Below are 18,378 nucleotides of genomic sequence, written 5' to 3' on the forward strand. Positions count from 1 at the left end.
ATGTTTTAAAGTTCATTATACAAATGACAAGAGACAAAATGGTCCTTCTTTACCTCTAGAAGTTTTGGTTCTTCTTTATAACACCTTTCCTTAGCAAAAGGACATCTAGTATTAAATCTACATCCTTCTGGTATATTACTTGCACTTTCAATCTCTCCCTTTAAAAGTATTCTTTCTCTTTTTTCTAAGGGATGAGATTTAGGTACAGATGCTATTAGTGCCTTAGTATAAGGATGTAGAGGCTCTCTAAAAATTTCTTTTGCCTCCCCTTTTTCAACAATAGTTCCTAAATACATAACCCCTATTTCATCACAAAAGTTCTTAACTACATTTAAATTATGAGATATAAATAAATAAGTTAATCCATGTTTCTCCTTTAAATCTAACATAAGATTAAGTATTTGAGATTGTATTGATACATCTAAGGCTGCTGTTGGTTCATCACAAACTATAAACTTAGGTTTTAAGGCTAATGCCCTAGCTATACCTATTCTTTGTCTTTGTCCTCCACTAAACTCATGAGGATATTTTTTAAGAGCATCTTCATCTAACCCACATTGATTCAAATAACTAATTATATACTCTCTTAATTCTGATTTTTTTAAAAGATTATGCTTCTTTACCCCTTCCCCAACTATACTCTCTACACTCTTTCTTGGATCTAAGCTTGAATAAGGATCTTGAAATATTATTTGCATATCTTTTCTTAAATCTCTTAAATTTTTACCGCTTAATTGAATTTTATTCTCCACATTATAAAGGGTTTTATTATTAAATATAACTTCTCCACCACTAGGATTTATTAAATTTAAAATAAGTTTTCCCGTAGTTGATTTTCCGCATCCTGACTCTCCTACAAGTCCCATTATAGTTCCTCTTTTTATATTAAAGCTAACATTATCCACTGCCTTAAATACTTTTTTATTAGAGGTGAAAAACCCCTGATTTTGAATAAAATTTTTCTTTAAATTCTTAACCTCCAATATATTATCCAATTCTACGCCTCCTCTTTAGAGTATAGAAAACATCTTACCCTATGATTTTCTTTTAAGGTTATAAGTTCTGGCTCTAGCTTTATACATCTTTCCATTACTTTATTACACCTTGTATTAAACTTACACCCTATTGGTTTTTCATAGACTTTAGGTATATATCCCTCTATATTAAAAAATCTATTGTCCTTCATATTATCTGGAGTTGAATCTATAAGACCTATGGAATAAGGATGAAGTTTATTATCAAAAAACTCTATTACACTACATTGTTCTAATACCCTTCCTAAATACATAACCATAACTTCATCACAAATTTCTGCCACCACCGAAAGATCATGGGTTATTATAATAACTGTACACTGAAGTTCATTGCTTAGATCCTTTAAAAGATTAAGTATCTCCATTTGTATTGTAACATCTAGAGCTGTAGTAGGCTCATCTGCTATTATAAGCTTTGGTTTTAAAACTATAGCCATAGCTATCATCACTCTTTGTCTAAGCCCCCCACTTAATTGAAATGGATATCTCTCCATAATCTCCTTAGGATTAGGTACTCTAACCTTTTTTAAGACTTCTTCTACCCTATTTTTAAGCTCATCTCTTTTGCAGCTATTATGTATAATTAAAATTTCTTCTATTTGCTCCCTAACTGTCATTATAGGATTTAAGGCTGTCATTGGTTCTTGAAAGATAATAGCAATATCCTTTCCTCTTATATGGCTCATTTCCTTATCATTAAAGCTTAAGATATTATTATTGTTAAAAATAATATCTCCACTTATATTAAATGTATCTTTATTTAATAAATTCATTATGGATAAAGCTGTTATACTTTTTCCACTTCCTGATTCTCCTACTATTCCAAATATCTTAGATTTTTCTACTTTAAAACTTACATTATCCAAAATCTCAACTATTCCATTTAATGTATTTGCTTTAACATTTAAATTATTAACCTCTAATATATAATTCTCCATAATCTGCTCTCCTAATTCTTTGTTTTAGGATCTAGTGCATCCCTTAATCCATCGCCTAAAAAGTTTATTGATAAAACTGTTAAAAGAACACATAATCCTGGTGGTAGCCATTGCCACCATTCATTTTGAAGGATGGACATATTTTGAGCAGCAGCTAACATATTTCCCCAGCTTGGCTGTGGTAATTTTACTCCCATACCTAAGAAGCTTAAGGCTGCCTCTGTTAATATTCCATTAGCTATAGAAAGGGTAGCTGCAACTAATATTGACGGTAAAATATTAGGAAGTATGTGGCTTAATATTATTTCTATAGAATTTAAACCCATAGCTTTAGATGCTTCTATATACTCCATATTCTTAAGAGTTAAAACTTCTGCCCTTACTATTCTAGCTATGGATGTCCATGAAAGAACTCCTATTATTATAATTACATTTAAAACACTAGGTCCTAAAATTGCTGCCATGGTTATAGCTATTACAAAGAATGGGAAACACATGAAAATATCAACTATTCTCATTATTATAAAATCAATAGCTCCACCAAAATATCCAGCTAAGGCTCCTAAAGTTACACCTATAAGCATTTGCATAATAGTTCCTACTACTCCAACTAAAAGAGATACTCTTCCTCCATATATAAGCCTTGAAAATATATCTCTTCCCATTTCATCGGTGCCAAGTATATGTTCCTTAGAAGGACTTGATGAAATATTTGATAAATCCACTTTATTCATATCTATGCTAGTTATTAAAGGAGCTAAAATAGATAGAAAAAGTAATGTAACTAATATTATTACTCCAATAGATGCAAGCTTATTATTTTTAAACTTCTTAAATGCAATGTTACTTTTTATTTTAATATCCATTATTAACTATTCCTTTCCGTATCTTACCCTTGGATCTACCAAAGAATATAATATATCAGCTAATATATTAGATAATAATATAATAACTGCCATTATCATAAGTATCCCCATTATAAGAGGATAATCTCTATTTAAAACTGCTTCATAATTTAATCTTCCTATTCCTGGCCATACAAATATAGTCTCAGTTATAAGAGCCCCTGAAAATATAGTAGGTATCTGCATACAAAGGATTGTAATTATTGGTATTAAGGAATTTTTAAAACCATGTTTTATCATAGCTTTTCTCTCAACAAGACCTTTTGCCCTAGCAGTTTGTATAAAATCCTTGCTTATGTTATCTATCATAGACGATCTTGTATATCTCATTAATGATGCAGTATTCATTAACGCTAAGACTATAGTTGGCATTATCATATGCTTCATGGTATCTAAAAAAGCCTGTACTCCCTCATAATTTTCTCCTGGGGTTTTCATACCTGATATAGGAAGTATTCTAAGATCGAAAGCTAGCCACTTTATAAGAAGCATACCAAAGAAAAATGAAGGTATAGATATGCCTATAAATGATAAAATTGTTATTATATAGTCATAAACTGAATTCCTTTTTATAGCAGATAAAACCCCTAAAGGTATAGCTATAAGTATACTTATAAACGTAGCAACAATAGAAAGAATAAGGGTATTTCCTATTCTTTTATTTATCACTGATATCACTGATTCTTTATATTGTATTGAATATCCAAAATCACCTTTAATAGCTCTTGAAACCCACTTTATATATTTCACTGGCATAGGATCATAATAGCCAAGATCCTTAAGCATAGCTTCAGTTTGTTCTGGAGCCACATTAGGATTTATCATATTAATATAGGGGTTTCCTGGTTGACTATGTACAAAAATAAAAACTATTATAGATATCCCAAAGAGTACTATAAGAGAAATTATAAATCTTTTAATTATACGTCTTTGCAAAATTCTCACCTACTTTTAAATAATTGTTACTTAAAGATTTTAAAAGAGGGGTGTAAAAAGAAAAAATCTTTCTCACCCCTCTGCATCTATGTGATCATAATTAAATCAATATCTACTCTTCTATATACCAATTTTCAACATTTAAGAAATCTAAATTAGTATTTGGAGTAAAGTTTTTAAGTTTAGAATTTGTAGCTTTAACTATATTTGGGGAGAATAAATATACCCAAGGTACATCTCTATTCATTATCTCTCCATAACCTTTATATATTTCTTTTCTCTTTTCCATGTCTACTACTTTTAAAGCTTCATCCATAAGTTTATCTGCTTCTGGATTTTTGTAGCTAGAAATATTCCAAGCAAAAGTTTTTGGCTTATCTGAAGCTGCTGTTGAATGCCAATAAGGTTTTGGATCTGGTTCTATTGGTAGCATATTATTCATCATATACATATCAAATTTATGATTTCCAACTACTTCATCCATTAAGGCTGTAAATTCCATAGTTAAAATATCCACTTTTATTCCTATTTCTTTTAGGTTAGATTGTATTAATAGAGCTCTTTGCTCTTGAGGTTTTTGATTTGATGGAGTATGAAGCTTAACTTCAAACTTTTCATTTTTATTATTTTCAACTATTCCATCATTGTCCCTATCTTCCCAACCTGCTTCCTTTAATAATTCTTTAGACTTTTCTACATTGTATTTGTATTCTTCTAGATTAGCATTTTTAGGGTAAGCCCAGCTAGATGGTAGCATTGGAACATTTACTATGGTTCCATTTCCTTCTGCAAGTTTATCTAAGGCCTCCTGTCTATTAATACCATACATTATTGCCTGTCTAACTTTAACATCTTTAAATTTATCTTCTCTTAAATTCATTCCCATGTAAAGTATACTATTTTTAGGATATGAAACTAAATTAAACCCTTGATTCTTTAATCCATCTCTATCTTTAGCTTTTAAGTCAGATACATCCGCTACATCTATAGTACCATTAGCAATCTCTCCTTGCACTGTATCTGGATTTGTAACTTTAAATATAAACTTATTAGTTTTGGCCTTATCTCCATAGAAGTCATTATTTTTTTCAAACTCAACACTTTGACCATTTTCAAACTTTACTAATTTATAAGGACCTGAACCCACAGGCTTTGTTAATAAGTCACTACTTTCCTTCCATTTTTCTGGGCTTACACTACCCCATACATGTTCTGGTATAATTCCTAAGGTTCCTATATTGCCTAATGCAACAGAATAAACTTCATTAAAGCTAAATTCTATTGTTCTATCATCTATAACTTTTATTCCTTCGATTTTATCTGCTTTCCCTTCTGTGTATTCCTTTACACCTTTTATACCTTCTACAATATTTTTATTTGGACCATCATATTTTTTATCTGCTAAAGTTTTAAATGTATATTCCACATCTTTAGTAGTTAATGGTTTTCCATCTTGCCATTTTAAATCCTTCTTCAACTTAAATGTATATGTAAGTTCATCATCAGATACCTTATATTCCTCTGCAAGTTCATTTTTAAATTTATACTCCTTGTCATAGGATAATAGTCCTGAATATACTAAACTATTCACTGCTCCATCATAGGTTGTATTAGATATAAGTGGATTAAATATTCCTGTTGGTGCTGTTGGAAGAGCATATACTATTTTTTCTTTTACTTTCCCTTTGTTTTCTGCACTTTTATTGTCCTTGCCACCACATCCAGTTAAAACTAATGATGCTATAAGTAGTGATGAAGCAAGAATTGTAATAACCTTCTTCGCTTTCATATGTAAAGTCCCCTTTCTAAGTTCTTATGTTTAATATCTATATAATAATTATTTTGCCCATTTAATTATACATATCTGCAAGAATTACTTCAAAGCCTATCGTAGTTTTCTATAGTTAGAATACCAACTATTTATTTTTTCAATATATAATAGTTATTTATACATTAATAGATGTAATAATTTTTTTCTACAATATATATATATTATATTTTTAAATTTAATTTATCTATTTATTAAAATTTTATTTTTTAATAACTTTTTACCGACATTTTTTATAATTTCTTTAAAATATGAAAGGCTTTTCTTTGAATATTTTTTATGAACTATAAAACTTTTTTCATATTAATATTTATTTTTTTGGCTTTTTGTATACAATGCTTATTCATAATTTATTTAGATGAACATCTCTTATAATAATAGACCTTTTATTTTTTATTTTTAAGTGATAAAATATTATCAAATTCACGTGAATGCTTAATAAATATATTCATTACAATCCTATAAAAAATTTACTATATCCTTAAAGTACTCTAAGGTAAATACCTATTAATACTCATAAGATAAAAATCAAATACATGATATATTTGATTTAATCTAGCTATTTACCAAAATTATATTTAAAGGAGTTAATAGTATGTTAAACAAAAAAAAGATTTCCTTACTTATAAGTGCTACCCTAATATCTTCAACATTATTTAATTATATTCAAGCAAAAGCATTCCCTATCTCTCAAAAGGATCAAAAGGAAATAAAAGCTCAAAAAGATTCTGGCAAGCTTACAGTAATGATATATTGCGATGCTGATAATGACTTAGAGCCTTATTTATTAAATGATATAAAGGAAATGAAAAAGGGCTATGTAAATAATCCTAATTTAAATCTGTTAGTTCTAGTAGATAGAAACGGAACTTATTCTTCAGACTCATCAACCTTCGGTCAAAACTTCTCTGATACTAGACTATATAAAATTGAATCTAATAAAACTATTAGAATTGATGGTGGACAAGAATTTCCTGAGATAACTACAAAAAGTAATTATGAAGGTAATATGGGGGATCCAGAAACCTTAAAGAAATTTATACAATTTGGTAAAGCTAATTACCCTGCTGATAAATATACTCTTCTAATGTCAAATCATGGTGGTGGTTCTAGGGAAAAGAACAAACTTAATGAGGTAAATAAAGCTATCTGTTGGGATGAAAGTAATAATGATGACTGTCTATATATGGGAGAAATTTCAGATGTATTAACTAATAAAGAATCTGTAGATCTTCTTGCCTTTGATGCTTGTCTTATGGGAACCTCCGAGGTAGCATATCAATATAGACCTGGAAATGGAGGTTTTGAAGCTAAATATATGGTTGCTTCAAGTCCAAACGTTTGGGGATATGGATTTAAATACGACAACATCTTTTCAAGGATAAAATCAGGTGGTGGAAGTAACGGAGAAACCGACTTAACCCTTGGAGGCAAAGAAAAGTATTATGACCCTGCAACTATCACTCCTGAAGAACTTGGAGCTATAATGGTTGAAGAGCAAAGGGATTCCACTACAAGGGTAAATAATCAACAGCTTAGCCTCTATGACCTTTCTAAGGTTCAATCTATGAAAAATTCTTTAGACTCCTTATGTGAAAGCTTAAGTACAAATAATGAGAAGGATCAAGTTGAAGCTCTAAGAGGAAGAGGTAGCAACACTTCTCTAATTCACTATTTTAAAGAGTCCGATGAACTTGAATGGATATCATATCCATACTTCGATATATATGATTTAGCAAAACAAATAAGTCTTGACAAAAATTTTAGTGAGGAAAGCAAAACCTTGGCTAAAGATCTTATGACAAATATAGATAATACAATCTTATACTCCTTTGGTCAAAGCAAGTTTAATGGAAAATCCTCCTTTGAAGAAGGTAAAAACGGAATGAGTATTTTTCTCCCAGATGGAAACAAAGTATATAATAATGCAAATACCGGAAACTCTACTCCTCACTTTAAATATCAAAGATGGTACCATCCATTAAATACCTTAGAGAGAAGCCTTGGCATCCCTTATGGTAACCTTAGTTGGTGCAGAGATGGACAAGACCCTGAAATTAATAAAGTTGGCAACTGGTTTGAGCTTCTTGATTCCTGGTTTGATGAAAATAATAATGTTTCAGGTGGATTCAATAATTATCAATGGTAAGTTTTTATACTTATATAATGTTTATTTTATATAAGTCTGTATTTTAAAATAACTCTGAAGATATATTAATTTTAAGGGAAGTCACTTCCCATTTGACTTCCCTTAATTTCTATAGATATACCCATATGATAATTGAAACTAAATAACTAGCTACACATTATTTAATATGCATTAAACAAGTAATTTTCCAGGTGATTTATCTATATTTTTGATACATTACAGATTAAACTATATTACTTTATCTCCTCCAAAACTACTCTTCTTTTATAAAAGCCATACTTTTTATAAAATTCTAGTACATCCTCATTTCCCTCTGCTACTCCTATTATCTTTGTTTTCACTTGATTACTATTTAGCCATTCTAATGCCCTAACCATTAATTTGTCCCCTAAACCATATTTACGATATTCTTTTTCAACGAAAATAGAGTCAATTTCTCCAATTGATTCTTTATTAATTGTGCTAATGCAATAGCCAACATACAGTTCTTTATCCAAAGCTTTAATTAAATCTACTTTAATTTCCAAGTCACTATTCTTAAGAAACTTATTTTTTCTAACCTGGAATTTAAAATTTATAAAGTTCTCTTTAAAATAACTTGAGTTAATTTCATGATGCTTGTTTAAGCTTTCCCATAAGGGTTGTACAAAATCAAGTAGTTCTATTCCTCCAGTTACGAATTGAAAATCATTCATAATTAATTCTCCTTTTATATTTACAATAAAATCAAAATAAGTATCCTATTACACTTTTATCATAACCTAATTATGATATTAACATATATATAATTAGCGTAACTTTATCTCTTTTTCTTTAAATAAAGTTACTCTTATATAACTAGTCTCATCACCTTTAAACATAGAATTTTATGTACTAACTACTTTTTATAACTTTCAAATAATTACATACACTTAAGCAATAATATATCTAGCATACTTTAAAACTTCATCTAAACCGCTCAAAACTAAGCTGTACTATTTCTATAAATACATCTTTACTCATCCTATAATTTACTTATAGATTATAACCCCATAAATAAATTCACTTTTAAATGGGTCTTTACATACCCTATGTTAGTTTACTAAAATAGTATTACCTAGAAACTAAATATTTTTCTAAAAGATATTCTAATCATATTATTAGGAGGCAATATTTTATGCAAGAAATAGAAACTAGAATTATAAATATAAATGTAGAAGATATGAGGAATAAGCTTTCTTCTTTAAAGGCAATTAAAGTTAAGGAAGAAAATCAAATTAATCATATTTTTGATTTTAAGGATGGAAGACTTCTTAAGGATAAGGGATATGCTAGAATACGAGTTATTGAGGATCTTTTAAAGAATGAAACTAGATATTATATGACTACAAAAAAAATGATTAGTCAAGAAAAGTATAAAGTCATGGAGGAAAATGAAACCCTAATAGCTAGTGGTGATGAAGGAATAAACATATTTAAATCCCTTGGACTGGAGCTAGTTGAATCTATAAAGAAATATAGAGAGAGCTATAAGTATAAAAACACCTTGGTTGAAATAGATATAAATGATAAAAGCTTTTGTTCCTTTCCCTACATAGAAATTGAGTCCCCCTCAGAAGAAGAGCTTCTTTCTGTATTAAAACTTCTAGGTTATACCTTAGAAGATACCACCTCAAAAACTATATATGAACTTATAGGAGATTATAATAATAGCAACTTAAAAGGACTATAAAACATTAAAGGCTACTGATAAAATCAGTAGCCTTTTTAATTTACCCCTATTTGTACCTTTTGCATTCAGAAGGTTTCCCTCGGAACCCTACTTGAAACCCTGTGGGATACAAAAGACTATGCTATAACCTTAAGAACAAAACTTAAAACGAAAATTAAAGATACTACATACATAGGAACTTTAACTTCTTTAGCTTTTCCCTTAAATATCATAACTAATGGATATGCTATAAATCCTAATGCTATTCCATCTACTATACTAAATGTTAAAGGTATTGCAGATAATATTAAGAAGCAAGGGAATCCTATTTCAAAGTTTCCAATATCTACTCTTGATATATTAGATACCATTAAGAATCCTATAATTATTAGTATTGGAGCTATAGCTTCACTTGGTATTATCATTATTATTGGAGTAAATAATAATGCCAATAAGAATAATATACCTGTTGTTAAAGCTGTAAGTCCAGTTCTACCACCAGCTGCTATACCTGCTCCTGTTTCTATAGCATCTATTGTTGGAGATGCTCCAAATATACCACAAGTTATAACTGATATTGCTCCTCCCCTAAAAGAGTTTTTAAACTTCTCTGGAGCTCCTATCATATTTGTAGTTTGACCATACATAAGTCCTAAGTTTTCAAAAGTTACTAATAACACTAAACTAAATACAGCTACCCAGAAAGTCGGATTAGTTAAACCACTAAAATCCATGTTAAAGAATACACCTGAATATTCAGATATAGAAGGCATTTCAAAAGATATTGATGAAATATCAACTATTCCAAATATCATTCCAACTACTGTACCTAATGCTAGAGATATTAAAAATCCACCTGGAACATTTCTAAAAAATAAGAAAAGTGCGATAGCAAGGTTTATTAAAGTTACTATAACTTTAACTGAACCAAAATCTCCAAGTCCAACCATAGTAGCAGGATTCGCTACAACTATACCAGCATTTTTAAGTCCTACAAAAGTTAAAAATAAACCTATTCCTACTATAATAATAGTTTTAAGATCTTCTGGTATTGCCTCTGTTAATATTTGTGCAAGTTTTGTAAATGCTATAAGTGAAAATAATATACCTGATATAAAGATTGCTGCTAAGCCTTGACCAAGACTTAATCCCATAGCATCCTTACCACAAATAGTAAACACAAACAGCGCACATTCTCCAAGACCTGGAACTAGTATAATCGGTGCATCTGCATAGAATGCCATAATAAAACAACCAACTGCTGAAGCAAATACTATAGCAAAAATAGCAGCTGTTCTTGGCATTCCTGTTATAGCTAAAGTTTCTGAGTTAACTATAATAATATAAGCTATTGCAAAGAACGTAGTTAAACCAGCCATTATCTCCGTTCTCACATTGGTTTTTTGTGCCTCCAAATTTGTAAACAATTTCATTTTTAATTTTTCCCCCTTCAAAACACTACTAAATTAAAATAAAAATAAAGTTAGTATATTTTTTTCTATCCTCCCTTCTAATATTCACCCTCATCCCTCCCATATTTTAAATAAAAACTTAAAATACACTATATAAAAGCATTATTAATGCTTTTTAACTATTATAATTACTTTATTCCCCTAATTCAATAACCATTTTCCCCTTAATAGTTATGAATATATATACATTAAAATAGTATTTATAACTATTGAAATATAATTAAACCTTTTCATTGTTGATTTTCTTATGTTCCATTAAATTTATGTATATTGTATCACACTACTGTTAAATTCAATTATCTATTTTTTATATAGAATTATTTAATTTATGTATATTACGTATATTTTTTAATAACCTCCTCTTAATCTTCACCTATATTTAATTAAATGTAATTTTTATATTTATTACCCCATGTTCACTAAGGATATATATGTTAAATTTTTATACTTAACTGAAAATTATATTTTTTTCTGAATTATTTGATACTTCAATACGAATTTTTAAAGCTATATAATTTATTCTTATACTAAATAAGAATAATATAGTTATTGACTCCTCTTAATATATGTAATATAATATAAAGCAAATTCTAAAAAAATTAAATATTTTAGTTATGATTAGGAGTAGTAATAAGTGCTTTAGTCTAAAGAGAGCTGTTGATTTCGGTGTGAAACAGTGATGAATCCTTATGAACTTGCCTAGGAGCTTACTTGAGGAAATGCAAGTACGGAGAAATTCGTTAATATTTTTAAGTGAGGATATAAATATATATCCTAATTAGAGTGGTACCACGGGGAATTATACCTTCGTCTCTTAACAGAGATGAAGGTTTTTTTATTTTTATATACAAAAGGAGGCTTATTCAATGGCAAAATATTCTACAGCCATAGATGAAAAATGGCAAAAAAAATGGGAAGAAACAAACCTTTATAAATTTGATGAAAATAATTTAGATAAGAAGTTATATGTTCTTGAAATGTTCTCTTATCCTTCTGGAGCTCAGCTTCATGCAGGTCACTGGTTTAACTATGGTCCAGTAGACTCTTGGGCTAGATTTAAAAGAATGCAAGGATTCAATGTTTTCCAACCAATGGGCTTTGATGCCTTCGGTCTTCCTGCTGAAAACTATGCTATAAAGACTGGAGTACACCCATGGGATTCTACAATGGAAAATATAAAGACTATGGAAGCCCAGCTTAAAGCTATGGGAGCTATGTTTAACTGGGATCATGAGGTTGTAACCTGTGCTCCTGATTATTACAAATGGACTCAATGGTTATTCTTAAAACTTTATGAAGAAGGATTAGCTTACAGAAAGAAAGCCCCAGTAAACTGGTGCCCTAGCTGTGCTACAGTTCTTGCTAATGAGCAAGTTTTAGATGGTGAATGTGAAAGATGTAATTCAGAGGTTACTAAAAAAGATCTTACTCAATGGTTCTTTAAAATAACAGATTATGCAGATGAATTACTTGAGAAAATAGATGGTCTTGATTGGCCTGAAAAAACTAAGGCTATGCAAAAACACTGGATAGGAAAATCCACTGGTACTGAGGTTACTTTTAAAGTTAAAGATAATGATTTATCCTTTAATGTATTTACAACAAGGGTAGATACACTATTTGGAGTATCCTATGTAGTTCTTGCCCCTGAAAATCCATTAGTAAATGATATAACTACTGAAGAATACAAAAGCGCAGTAGAAAACTATAAGGAAGAAACTAAAAAACAATCCGAAATAGAAAGACAATCTATAACTAGAGAAAAGACAGGAGTATTTACTGGCTCTTATGCTATAAATCCTATAAATGGACGTGAAGTTCCTATATGGATTGGAGATTATGTTCTTGCAACTTATGGAACTGGTGCAGTTATGGCTGTTCCCGGTCATGATGAACGTGATTTCTCCTTTGCAACTAAATATAATCTTCCAATAGAAAGGGTTATAGAAGGTGGAGAGGCTTTACCTTATTGTGACTTAGGTCCTATGATTAACTCTTCCGAATTTAATGGATTAGTTGGAGAAGAGGCTAAGACTACTCTTACAAAGAAATTAGAAGAACTTAAAGTTGGGGAGTTTAAGGTTAACTATAGACTTCGTGATTGGCTTGTATCAAGACAAAGGTACTGGGGAGCTCCAATTCCTATTGTATATTGTGATTGCTGCGGTACAGTTCCAGTGCCAGAAAGTAATTTACCAGTAGAGCTTCCATATGATGTAGAATTTACTCCAGATGGAAAGTCTCCTCTTGCTAAATGTGAGGACTTTGTAAACACTACTTGTCCTAAATGTGGAAAACCTGCAAAGAGAGAGGTTGATACATTAGATACATTTGTATGTTCTTCTTGGTATTATTTAAGATATGTAGATTCTAAAAATAAAGATAATGCTTTTGATACAGAACTTATAAATAAAACTTTACCTGTAGATAAATATGTAGGAGGACCAGAACATGCTTGTATGCATCTTCTTTATGCAAGATTTATAACTAAAGCATTAAGAGATATGGGACACTTAAATTTTGATGAACCATTTACCTCCTTAACTCACCAAGGATTAATCCTTGGACCTGATGGTCTTAAGATGAGTAAATCTAAAGGAAATACTATATCTCCTAATGATTATATTTTAGAACATGGGTCTGATGTATTTAGAATGTATTTAATGTTTGGTTTTGCTTATGTAGAAGGTGGAGCTTGGAGTGATGATGGTATAAAGTCTGTAGCTAGATTTGTTGATAGAATAGAGAGAACTCTCACTTTAGCATTTGAAGCTATAACTAAGGGAGAAAATAATAAGACTTCAATAGATAAGGCTGAAAAAGAAATTAACTACTGGAGACACTTTGCCATAAAAAATGTAACTCAAGATACAGAAATTCTTCAGTTTAACACTTCCATTGCTAGGATGATGGAATTTATAAATGCTTTATCTAAGTATATTAATGAAGATGTTAAAAATCTAGCTTTCTTAAAAGAAGTTTGTCTTGACTATATAAGACTTCTTGCTCCATTTGCACCTCACTTTAGTGAAGAACAATGGAATATATTTAATAACAATGAAGATGTCACTGATAATTCTTATTCAGTATTTAGTGAGCCTTGGCCTATATTTGATCCTAAAGCTCTTATAAAGGATGAAGTGGAAATAGCAATCCAAGTTAACGGTAAAATTAAAGCTAAAATAAATATCCCTTCTGACCTTAATGAAGATGGAATAAAAGAAGCCTCTTTAAATGATGAAGATGTTAAAAGAGCTACTGAGGGTAAAACTATAGTTAAAGTTATAGTTATAAAAGGCAGACTTGTAAATATAGTTGTTAAATAATAAATCATAACATAAAAGAGTCATAGAATAATCTATGACTCTTTTTTATAAAATTAATTTAAGTGCTTATTAGTTAGATCCACAACCTGATCCACAGCTTGAGCATCCGCCGCTTTCTTCCTTTTTAATTGGATCAAGCATTAATCCTCTTCCATTTTCAGCTTCACAAGTTATTGCAAATCCTTCAAAATCTTCAACTAAATCCTTCTTTATTAAGAAAGTTATATCATTAACTTTTTCTACAACGTCATCTTCTTTTTGTTCATCCTGAACAATGTTAAATACTGGGCCGCCTCAGCCCATACCTGCTAGATTAACTCTTATTGTATAATTAGGAACATTATTTTGATCTAGCACTTCTTTGAATTCATTGTAAGCTACATCGCTTATCTTTATAGCACTCATTAAAATCCCTCTTTTCTTCAAATGTTAAATAAAAATATTTATTTCTTATTATATCACAATAGCATTATTTAATATACTGATAATTGTAATATAACCTATTGGTTTTTCCTATAGCTTTATTTTATTATATAATAATCATTATCCTGTGTCAAATTAAAAAAAGCTGATTTCCCCAAATCAGCTTTTTAGAAAGGAAGTATAGTTTTTTAAAATTTACTCTACATATATTTTACTTATATTTACCATAAAATACAACAGGTTTTATTATAAAATATAATTATTGCTATTTAATTTTATAATAATGTTTCCCTTATTAATAGATAAATTCAAATTCACTAGCATATCCACTCTCTAGTATTTATATCTTTAAGCATATCTTTTGCCACTCTTATTCCTGTTACATTTTTATTTTCATAAATAGTGTCATTACTTTCTTTAAGTTTTAATACTTTTCCATAGGATTTTTTTAAGGATAGTTCTTTTCCTTTTCCTGTTAAAACCCAAAGGATGTTTTTATTTAAAGGCTTCACTGATAACTCTTCTTCTCCCATTCCATCAGTGAAGTAAACTATTAAGTGATCCTTAAATCCATTTTTATTAGAATAGTTAAACAATGGTGAAAATGCAGTTCCACCCCTTCTATCTAATTTAGGTTTTAAATCTTTTTTTCCCTTAACCTTATATGTCCTTCTAACTTTATCATCTACTTCGGCTACAGTTATTTCTGCTGTCTTATTTTTTACTATACCAAAGACTTCCCTTAATATTTCTTTAATCTCCTCATCACTTATACTTCCACTTATATCAATAGCTATAAGGATCTTTCCTATATGATCTCTAAGACTCCCTCTAAGATCTAGCCTCTCTGGTTGTCTTCTGTCTTTCCTTGTAATAGTTTTTTTATATCCACCTTTTTCTGTTCTTATAATTCTTTTTAAATAGTTACTCCATTTTATTTCTGGCCTTTCTCTAAGAGCCTTTAGTAGTAACTCTAATCCTTTAGGTGCATTATCTCCCTTATAGGCATTTAAAGCATTTTTCTTACTTAGTTCTTTAGAGTCAAAGTCATTATTAAGCCAACTATCATGAACCTTCTCCATATTAAAATCTTCGCTTAAAGGAGGAGATTTAGAATCCTTTTCTATTTCATCTAAAGCCTTTTGTATTTTATAGGCATAAGTTTCCAATGATTCATCTTCTTTTAAATCTGCATTTATACTCATATTTATACTATCTATCCTATGACAAAACCCTGGTAATCCTTTTATAAATTGATTAACAGACACATCCATAGCTAAATTAACCACTAAAGGGCTATACTCATTTCTTAAAACATTAATTCTTGAGTAATGATCATACATTATATGAAAAACTTCATGTTTTATAAGAGCACACATCTCCCCTTTAGTTAAATCTAAAAATTCTTTTACACTAAAGGTCATTATATAGTTATTTAAATTCCCTCTAGTTTCTATTGGCCAAGATAAATTAATAGATATCTCTCTTTTTATCTGTATCATAAATAGCCCAAAAAAGTTATCTTCTCCCTCAATTAAAGAAAGAGTACACTTTTCTATTAATGATAAAAATTTTCTTTTAAATTCATTATTAATATCTTCCTTTTTTTTAAAAGAAAGAGCTTCTAAAAGAAGCTCCCTTCTTAGATTATCAAAGGCTGTATATTCCATAGTATCACCCCTTAATAACTTTCAAAAAATACCTGAATAAATGTATCACAATCTAAAAATTCATTGTATAAGGAATTTCCATAATCACTTCTTATATCTCTCATTATTCCTATTCTAAGATCTACTGGGTAAAGCTTAAGCATTTCTGAGAAGATATTTATATGCTCCTCATTATGAGAAAAGTCATTTAAATATACAAGAGAATTCTTAGCTATTACATATAACCTTGAATGACTTTCCCTTTGAATCTTTTCTCTAACATCATTTGGTATTATAGGGCTACTAAATAGTTCCTCTGGAGTTACAGCTAAAGATTTATAGTTTTCAATGAATCCCATAAAATCTTGTGCAATGGATGCCCCTACATTACCCTTTACCACATTATAAAATATCTTAGCTGGGTACTCCTCTTTATTCTCTGCATATATATTATAAGCTTTAGAGATTCTCTCCCAACTCCTTGGGGTGGCCTTCACCGTTTCTTCCCCATGAGGAGTATGAAGATACTTAGGGAATAGGGATATAAATTCTAGTATATGAGGATGAATCTTTGCTTTTTTACTCATTCCCCATTTTATCCATTCCTTAGCATCTACTTCCATCTCAACCCATACAAATCTATCTTCTTGAGCTGGGTCCATATCCACAACTTCATATTCACTATCTTCAAAAGCATCATATTTATTAGAAGGATTCATAGCAGCCATTACTAAAACCCTAGGGTTTAATTCATATCCATTTATCTCCCTATTTAGTATAAGGTTCATAAGTTCCTGTTGCACTGCATGGTCACATCTATTAATTTCATCTATAAATAATAAAATTTTACCTTCTTCATTATTCTTTAAATATTCATTTATAGAATAAAGCTTTGTATGTACTGCGTACACTGTTCTTTTCTTTTTCTTTTTTATATTATCTACAATAGTATCATAATCTTCTACTGTTGGAAGTCCACCTATTTCACCTTCCTTTAAAAGGTTGGCATCTATAGTAATAAGCTTATATCCCTCTTTTTCACTTAAAAGTCTTGCAAGAGATGTTTTTCCTATACCACTTTCTCCTATTAATAGGGGTACATCCTTACTTTGTAATATTAATTTTACTGTAAGTAGTGCTTCTGAGTATTTCACCTTAAAAACTTCCTTTCTACATAGATAACTTATAATCTACAACAATCTTTTTAGCATTTTTACTTCCGTACTTATATATGAAATCTAACTTATCCATATCTAAAATCTCTAAATTTAGAAAGTCTATAATATATTTTTTATTTACACCTTCATGTCCAAGTACTTCCATTAAAATCTCATCAAGCCATATAGGCTCTACATCTTCATGAATATACTTAACTATATTTATATTTACCTTTAAGAAAGCTTTTATATTTTCTTCTCCACTTACTTCTACATAAGTTATAGCTTCTTCATTTTCTCTAATTGCTTCTACTTGCGCTTCAAAAGAAGGGTCATCTATAAATTTTATAGCTCCCCAATAATTTTTTATAGCTTCTATTTGTACCTTAATAGTAGGATTTTTTATGTGCTTTATGGCATCATAATCTTTTCTTACTGCTATTATCATTTCTTCTTCTGATGGATTATCTATATATTGAATTGCCCATCCCTTCATAGCAAGAGCTTTTTCTTTAACTGCTTCACTTGGGTTTTTTACATATTTTAATGCGTTCCAAGAAGCTGTAACTGAAAGCATCGCTACTTCCTCTGAAGGACTTTCTATATATTCAATGGCTAAGGCATTAGATTTTATTGCCTCTAACTGAATATCATAGGTTGGATTTTTTATGTATTGAATTGCAGCTCCATTCTTTTTTACTGCTGCATATTTAATTTCATCTGAAGGATTCTCTAAATTCTTTATATAAAAAGGATTATCCTCTACCATTCTTAAGTATAGTTGTTCTTTTTCCATAATTGCACCTCTAATTAATAAGTATTATTAATTGATATTGATTATACAATAGATTATAGCATACAATTTAAATAT

Annotated in this window: 14 protein-coding genes and 1 other annotated feature; of the genes, 3 read left to right on the plus strand and 11 right to left on the minus strand. The window is 29.6% G+C overall.

What is annotated here, in order from left to right; translation table 11 throughout:
* Positions 1-5: 5 nt before the first annotated feature.
* The 5 genes from BR69_RS0101705 to BR69_RS0101725 all read right to left on the minus strand — a co-directional run bounded on the left by BR69_RS0101705 (position 6) and on the right by BR69_RS0101725 (position 5,602).
* On the minus strand, positions 6-995 hold the full coding sequence (locus BR69_RS0101705; RefSeq protein WP_027631628.1) for an ABC transporter ATP-binding protein: 990 nt from the start codon (positions 993-995) through the stop codon (positions 6-8).
* Positions 996-997: 2 nt separating this feature from the next.
* Complete coding sequence (locus BR69_RS0101710) at positions 998-1,972, minus strand: ABC transporter ATP-binding protein (RefSeq protein ID WP_027631629.1); 975 nt, start codon at positions 1,970-1,972, stop codon at positions 998-1,000.
* A gap of 11 nt (positions 1,973-1,983) precedes the next feature.
* The gene (gene opp4C, locus BR69_RS0101715; protein WP_034849060.1) at positions 1,984-2,838 is read right to left on the minus strand and encodes an oligopeptide ABC transporter permease; all 855 of its coding nucleotides are present in this window, start codon (positions 2,836-2,838) and stop codon (positions 1,984-1,986) included.
* A 6-nt stretch (positions 2,839-2,844) separates the two neighbouring features.
* Entirely contained in the window at positions 2,845-3,822 is a 978-nt protein-coding gene (locus BR69_RS0101720; protein ID WP_034849062.1) for an ABC transporter permease subunit, read from the minus strand.
* 103 nt (positions 3,823-3,925) lie between these two features.
* A complete protein-coding gene (locus BR69_RS0101725) occupies positions 3,926-5,602 on the minus strand; it encodes a peptide-binding protein (RefSeq protein ID WP_034849065.1) in 1,677 nt (558 codons plus the stop codon).
* A gap of 634 nt (positions 5,603-6,236) precedes the next feature.
* Between BR69_RS0101725 and cloSI the strand changes: the two genes are divergently transcribed.
* Entirely contained in the window at positions 6,237-7,790 is a 1,554-nt protein-coding gene (gene cloSI, locus BR69_RS0101730; protein ID WP_027631633.1) for a clostripain, read from the plus strand.
* A gap of 233 nt (positions 7,791-8,023) precedes the next feature.
* Here the strand turns inward: cloSI and BR69_RS0101735 are convergent, their stop codons facing one another.
* A complete protein-coding gene (locus tag BR69_RS0101735; RefSeq protein ID WP_027631634.1) occupies positions 8,024-8,485 on the minus strand; it encodes a GNAT family N-acetyltransferase in 462 nt (153 codons plus the stop codon).
* A 461-nt stretch (positions 8,486-8,946) separates the two neighbouring features.
* Between BR69_RS0101735 and BR69_RS0101740 the strand changes: the two genes are divergently transcribed.
* Complete coding sequence (locus BR69_RS0101740; RefSeq protein WP_027631635.1) at positions 8,947-9,501, plus strand: class IV adenylate cyclase; 555 nt, start codon at positions 8,947-8,949, stop codon at positions 9,499-9,501.
* A gap of 116 nt (positions 9,502-9,617) precedes the next feature.
* Here the strand turns inward: BR69_RS0101740 and BR69_RS0101745 are convergent, their stop codons facing one another.
* Positions 9,618-10,913 (minus strand): NCS2 family permease, encoded by a 1,296-nt coding sequence (locus BR69_RS0101745; RefSeq protein ID WP_027631636.1) that lies wholly within the window; start codon positions 10,911-10,913, stop codon positions 9,618-9,620.
* Positions 10,914-11,557: 644 nt separating this feature from the next.
* Positions 11,558-11,770 (plus strand) — a binding site (T-box leader).
* Between the two features lie 48 nt (positions 11,771-11,818).
* Here BR69_RS0101745 and leuS point away from each other — a divergent pair.
* The gene (gene leuS, locus BR69_RS0101750) at positions 11,819-14,278 is read left to right on the plus strand and encodes a leucine--tRNA ligase (protein WP_027631637.1); all 2,460 of its coding nucleotides are present in this window, start codon (positions 11,819-11,821) and stop codon (positions 14,276-14,278) included.
* Between the two features lie 294 nt (positions 14,279-14,572).
* Here leuS and BR69_RS22515 read toward each other — a convergent pair whose 3' ends face one another.
* The 4 genes from BR69_RS22515 to BR69_RS0101775 form a co-directional block, all read right to left on the minus strand.
* Positions 14,573-14,683: an iron-sulfur cluster assembly accessory protein gene (locus BR69_RS22515; protein ID WP_479723101.1), complete on the minus strand. Its 111-nt coding sequence runs from the start codon at positions 14,681-14,683 to the stop codon at positions 14,573-14,575.
* Between the two features lie 335 nt (positions 14,684-15,018).
* Entirely contained in the window at positions 15,019-16,371 is a 1,353-nt protein-coding gene (locus tag BR69_RS0101765) for a vWA domain-containing protein (protein ID WP_027631638.1), read from the minus strand.
* Positions 16,372-16,382: 11 nt separating this feature from the next.
* A complete protein-coding gene (locus tag BR69_RS0101770) occupies positions 16,383-17,504 on the minus strand; it encodes an AAA family ATPase (protein ID WP_027631639.1) in 1,122 nt (373 codons plus the stop codon).
* Positions 17,505-17,520: 16 nt separating this feature from the next.
* Positions 17,521-18,303 carry a hypothetical protein gene (locus BR69_RS0101775; protein ID WP_027631640.1) on the minus strand — a complete coding sequence of 261 codons (783 nt, stop codon included), beginning with the start codon at positions 18,301-18,303 and terminating at the stop codon, positions 17,521-17,523.
* Positions 18,304-18,378: the final 75 nt, after the last annotated feature.

This window comes from Clostridium hydrogeniformans DSM 21757, from assembly GCF_000686705.1.
Taxonomy (GTDB): domain Bacteria; phylum Bacillota; class Clostridia; order Clostridiales; family Clostridiaceae; genus Clostridium_Z; species Clostridium_Z hydrogeniformans.

Excerpts from the sequence above, each read along its gene's own strand:
- BR69_RS0101710 (WP_027631629.1), bottom strand. The coding sequence starts at position 1,972 with ATGGAGAATTATATATTAGAGGTTAATAATTTAAATGTTAAAGCAAAT.
- opp4C (WP_034849060.1), bottom strand. The coding sequence starts at position 2,838 with ATGGATATTAAAATAAAAAGTAACATTGCATTTAAGAAGTTTAAAAAT.
- BR69_RS0101725 (WP_034849065.1), bottom strand. The coding sequence starts at position 5,602 with ATGAAAGCGAAGAAGGTTATTACAATTCTTGCTTCATCACTACTTATA.
- cloSI (WP_027631633.1), top strand. The coding sequence starts at position 6,237 with ATGTTAAACAAAAAAAAGATTTCCTTACTTATAAGTGCTACCCTAATA.
- BR69_RS0101735 (WP_027631634.1), bottom strand. The coding sequence starts at position 8,485 with ATGAATGATTTTCAATTCGTAACTGGAGGAATAGAACTACTTGATTTT.
- BR69_RS0101740 (WP_027631635.1), top strand. The coding sequence starts at position 8,947 with ATGCAAGAAATAGAAACTAGAATTATAAATATAAATGTAGAAGATATG.
- BR69_RS0101745 (WP_027631636.1), bottom strand. The coding sequence starts at position 10,913 with ATGAAATTGTTTACAAATTTGGAGGCACAAAAAACCAATGTGAGAACG.
- leuS (WP_027631637.1), top strand. The coding sequence starts at position 11,819 with ATGGCAAAATATTCTACAGCCATAGATGAAAAATGGCAAAAAAAATGG.
- BR69_RS22515 (WP_479723101.1), bottom strand. The coding sequence starts at position 14,683 with ATGAGTGCTATAAAGATAAGCGATGTAGCTTACAATGAATTCAAAGAA.
- BR69_RS0101765 (WP_027631638.1), bottom strand. The coding sequence starts at position 16,371 with ATGGAATATACAGCCTTTGATAATCTAAGAAGGGAGCTTCTTTTAGAA.
- BR69_RS0101775 (WP_027631640.1), bottom strand. The coding sequence starts at position 18,303 with ATGGAAAAAGAACAACTATACTTAAGAATGGTAGAGGATAATCCTTTT.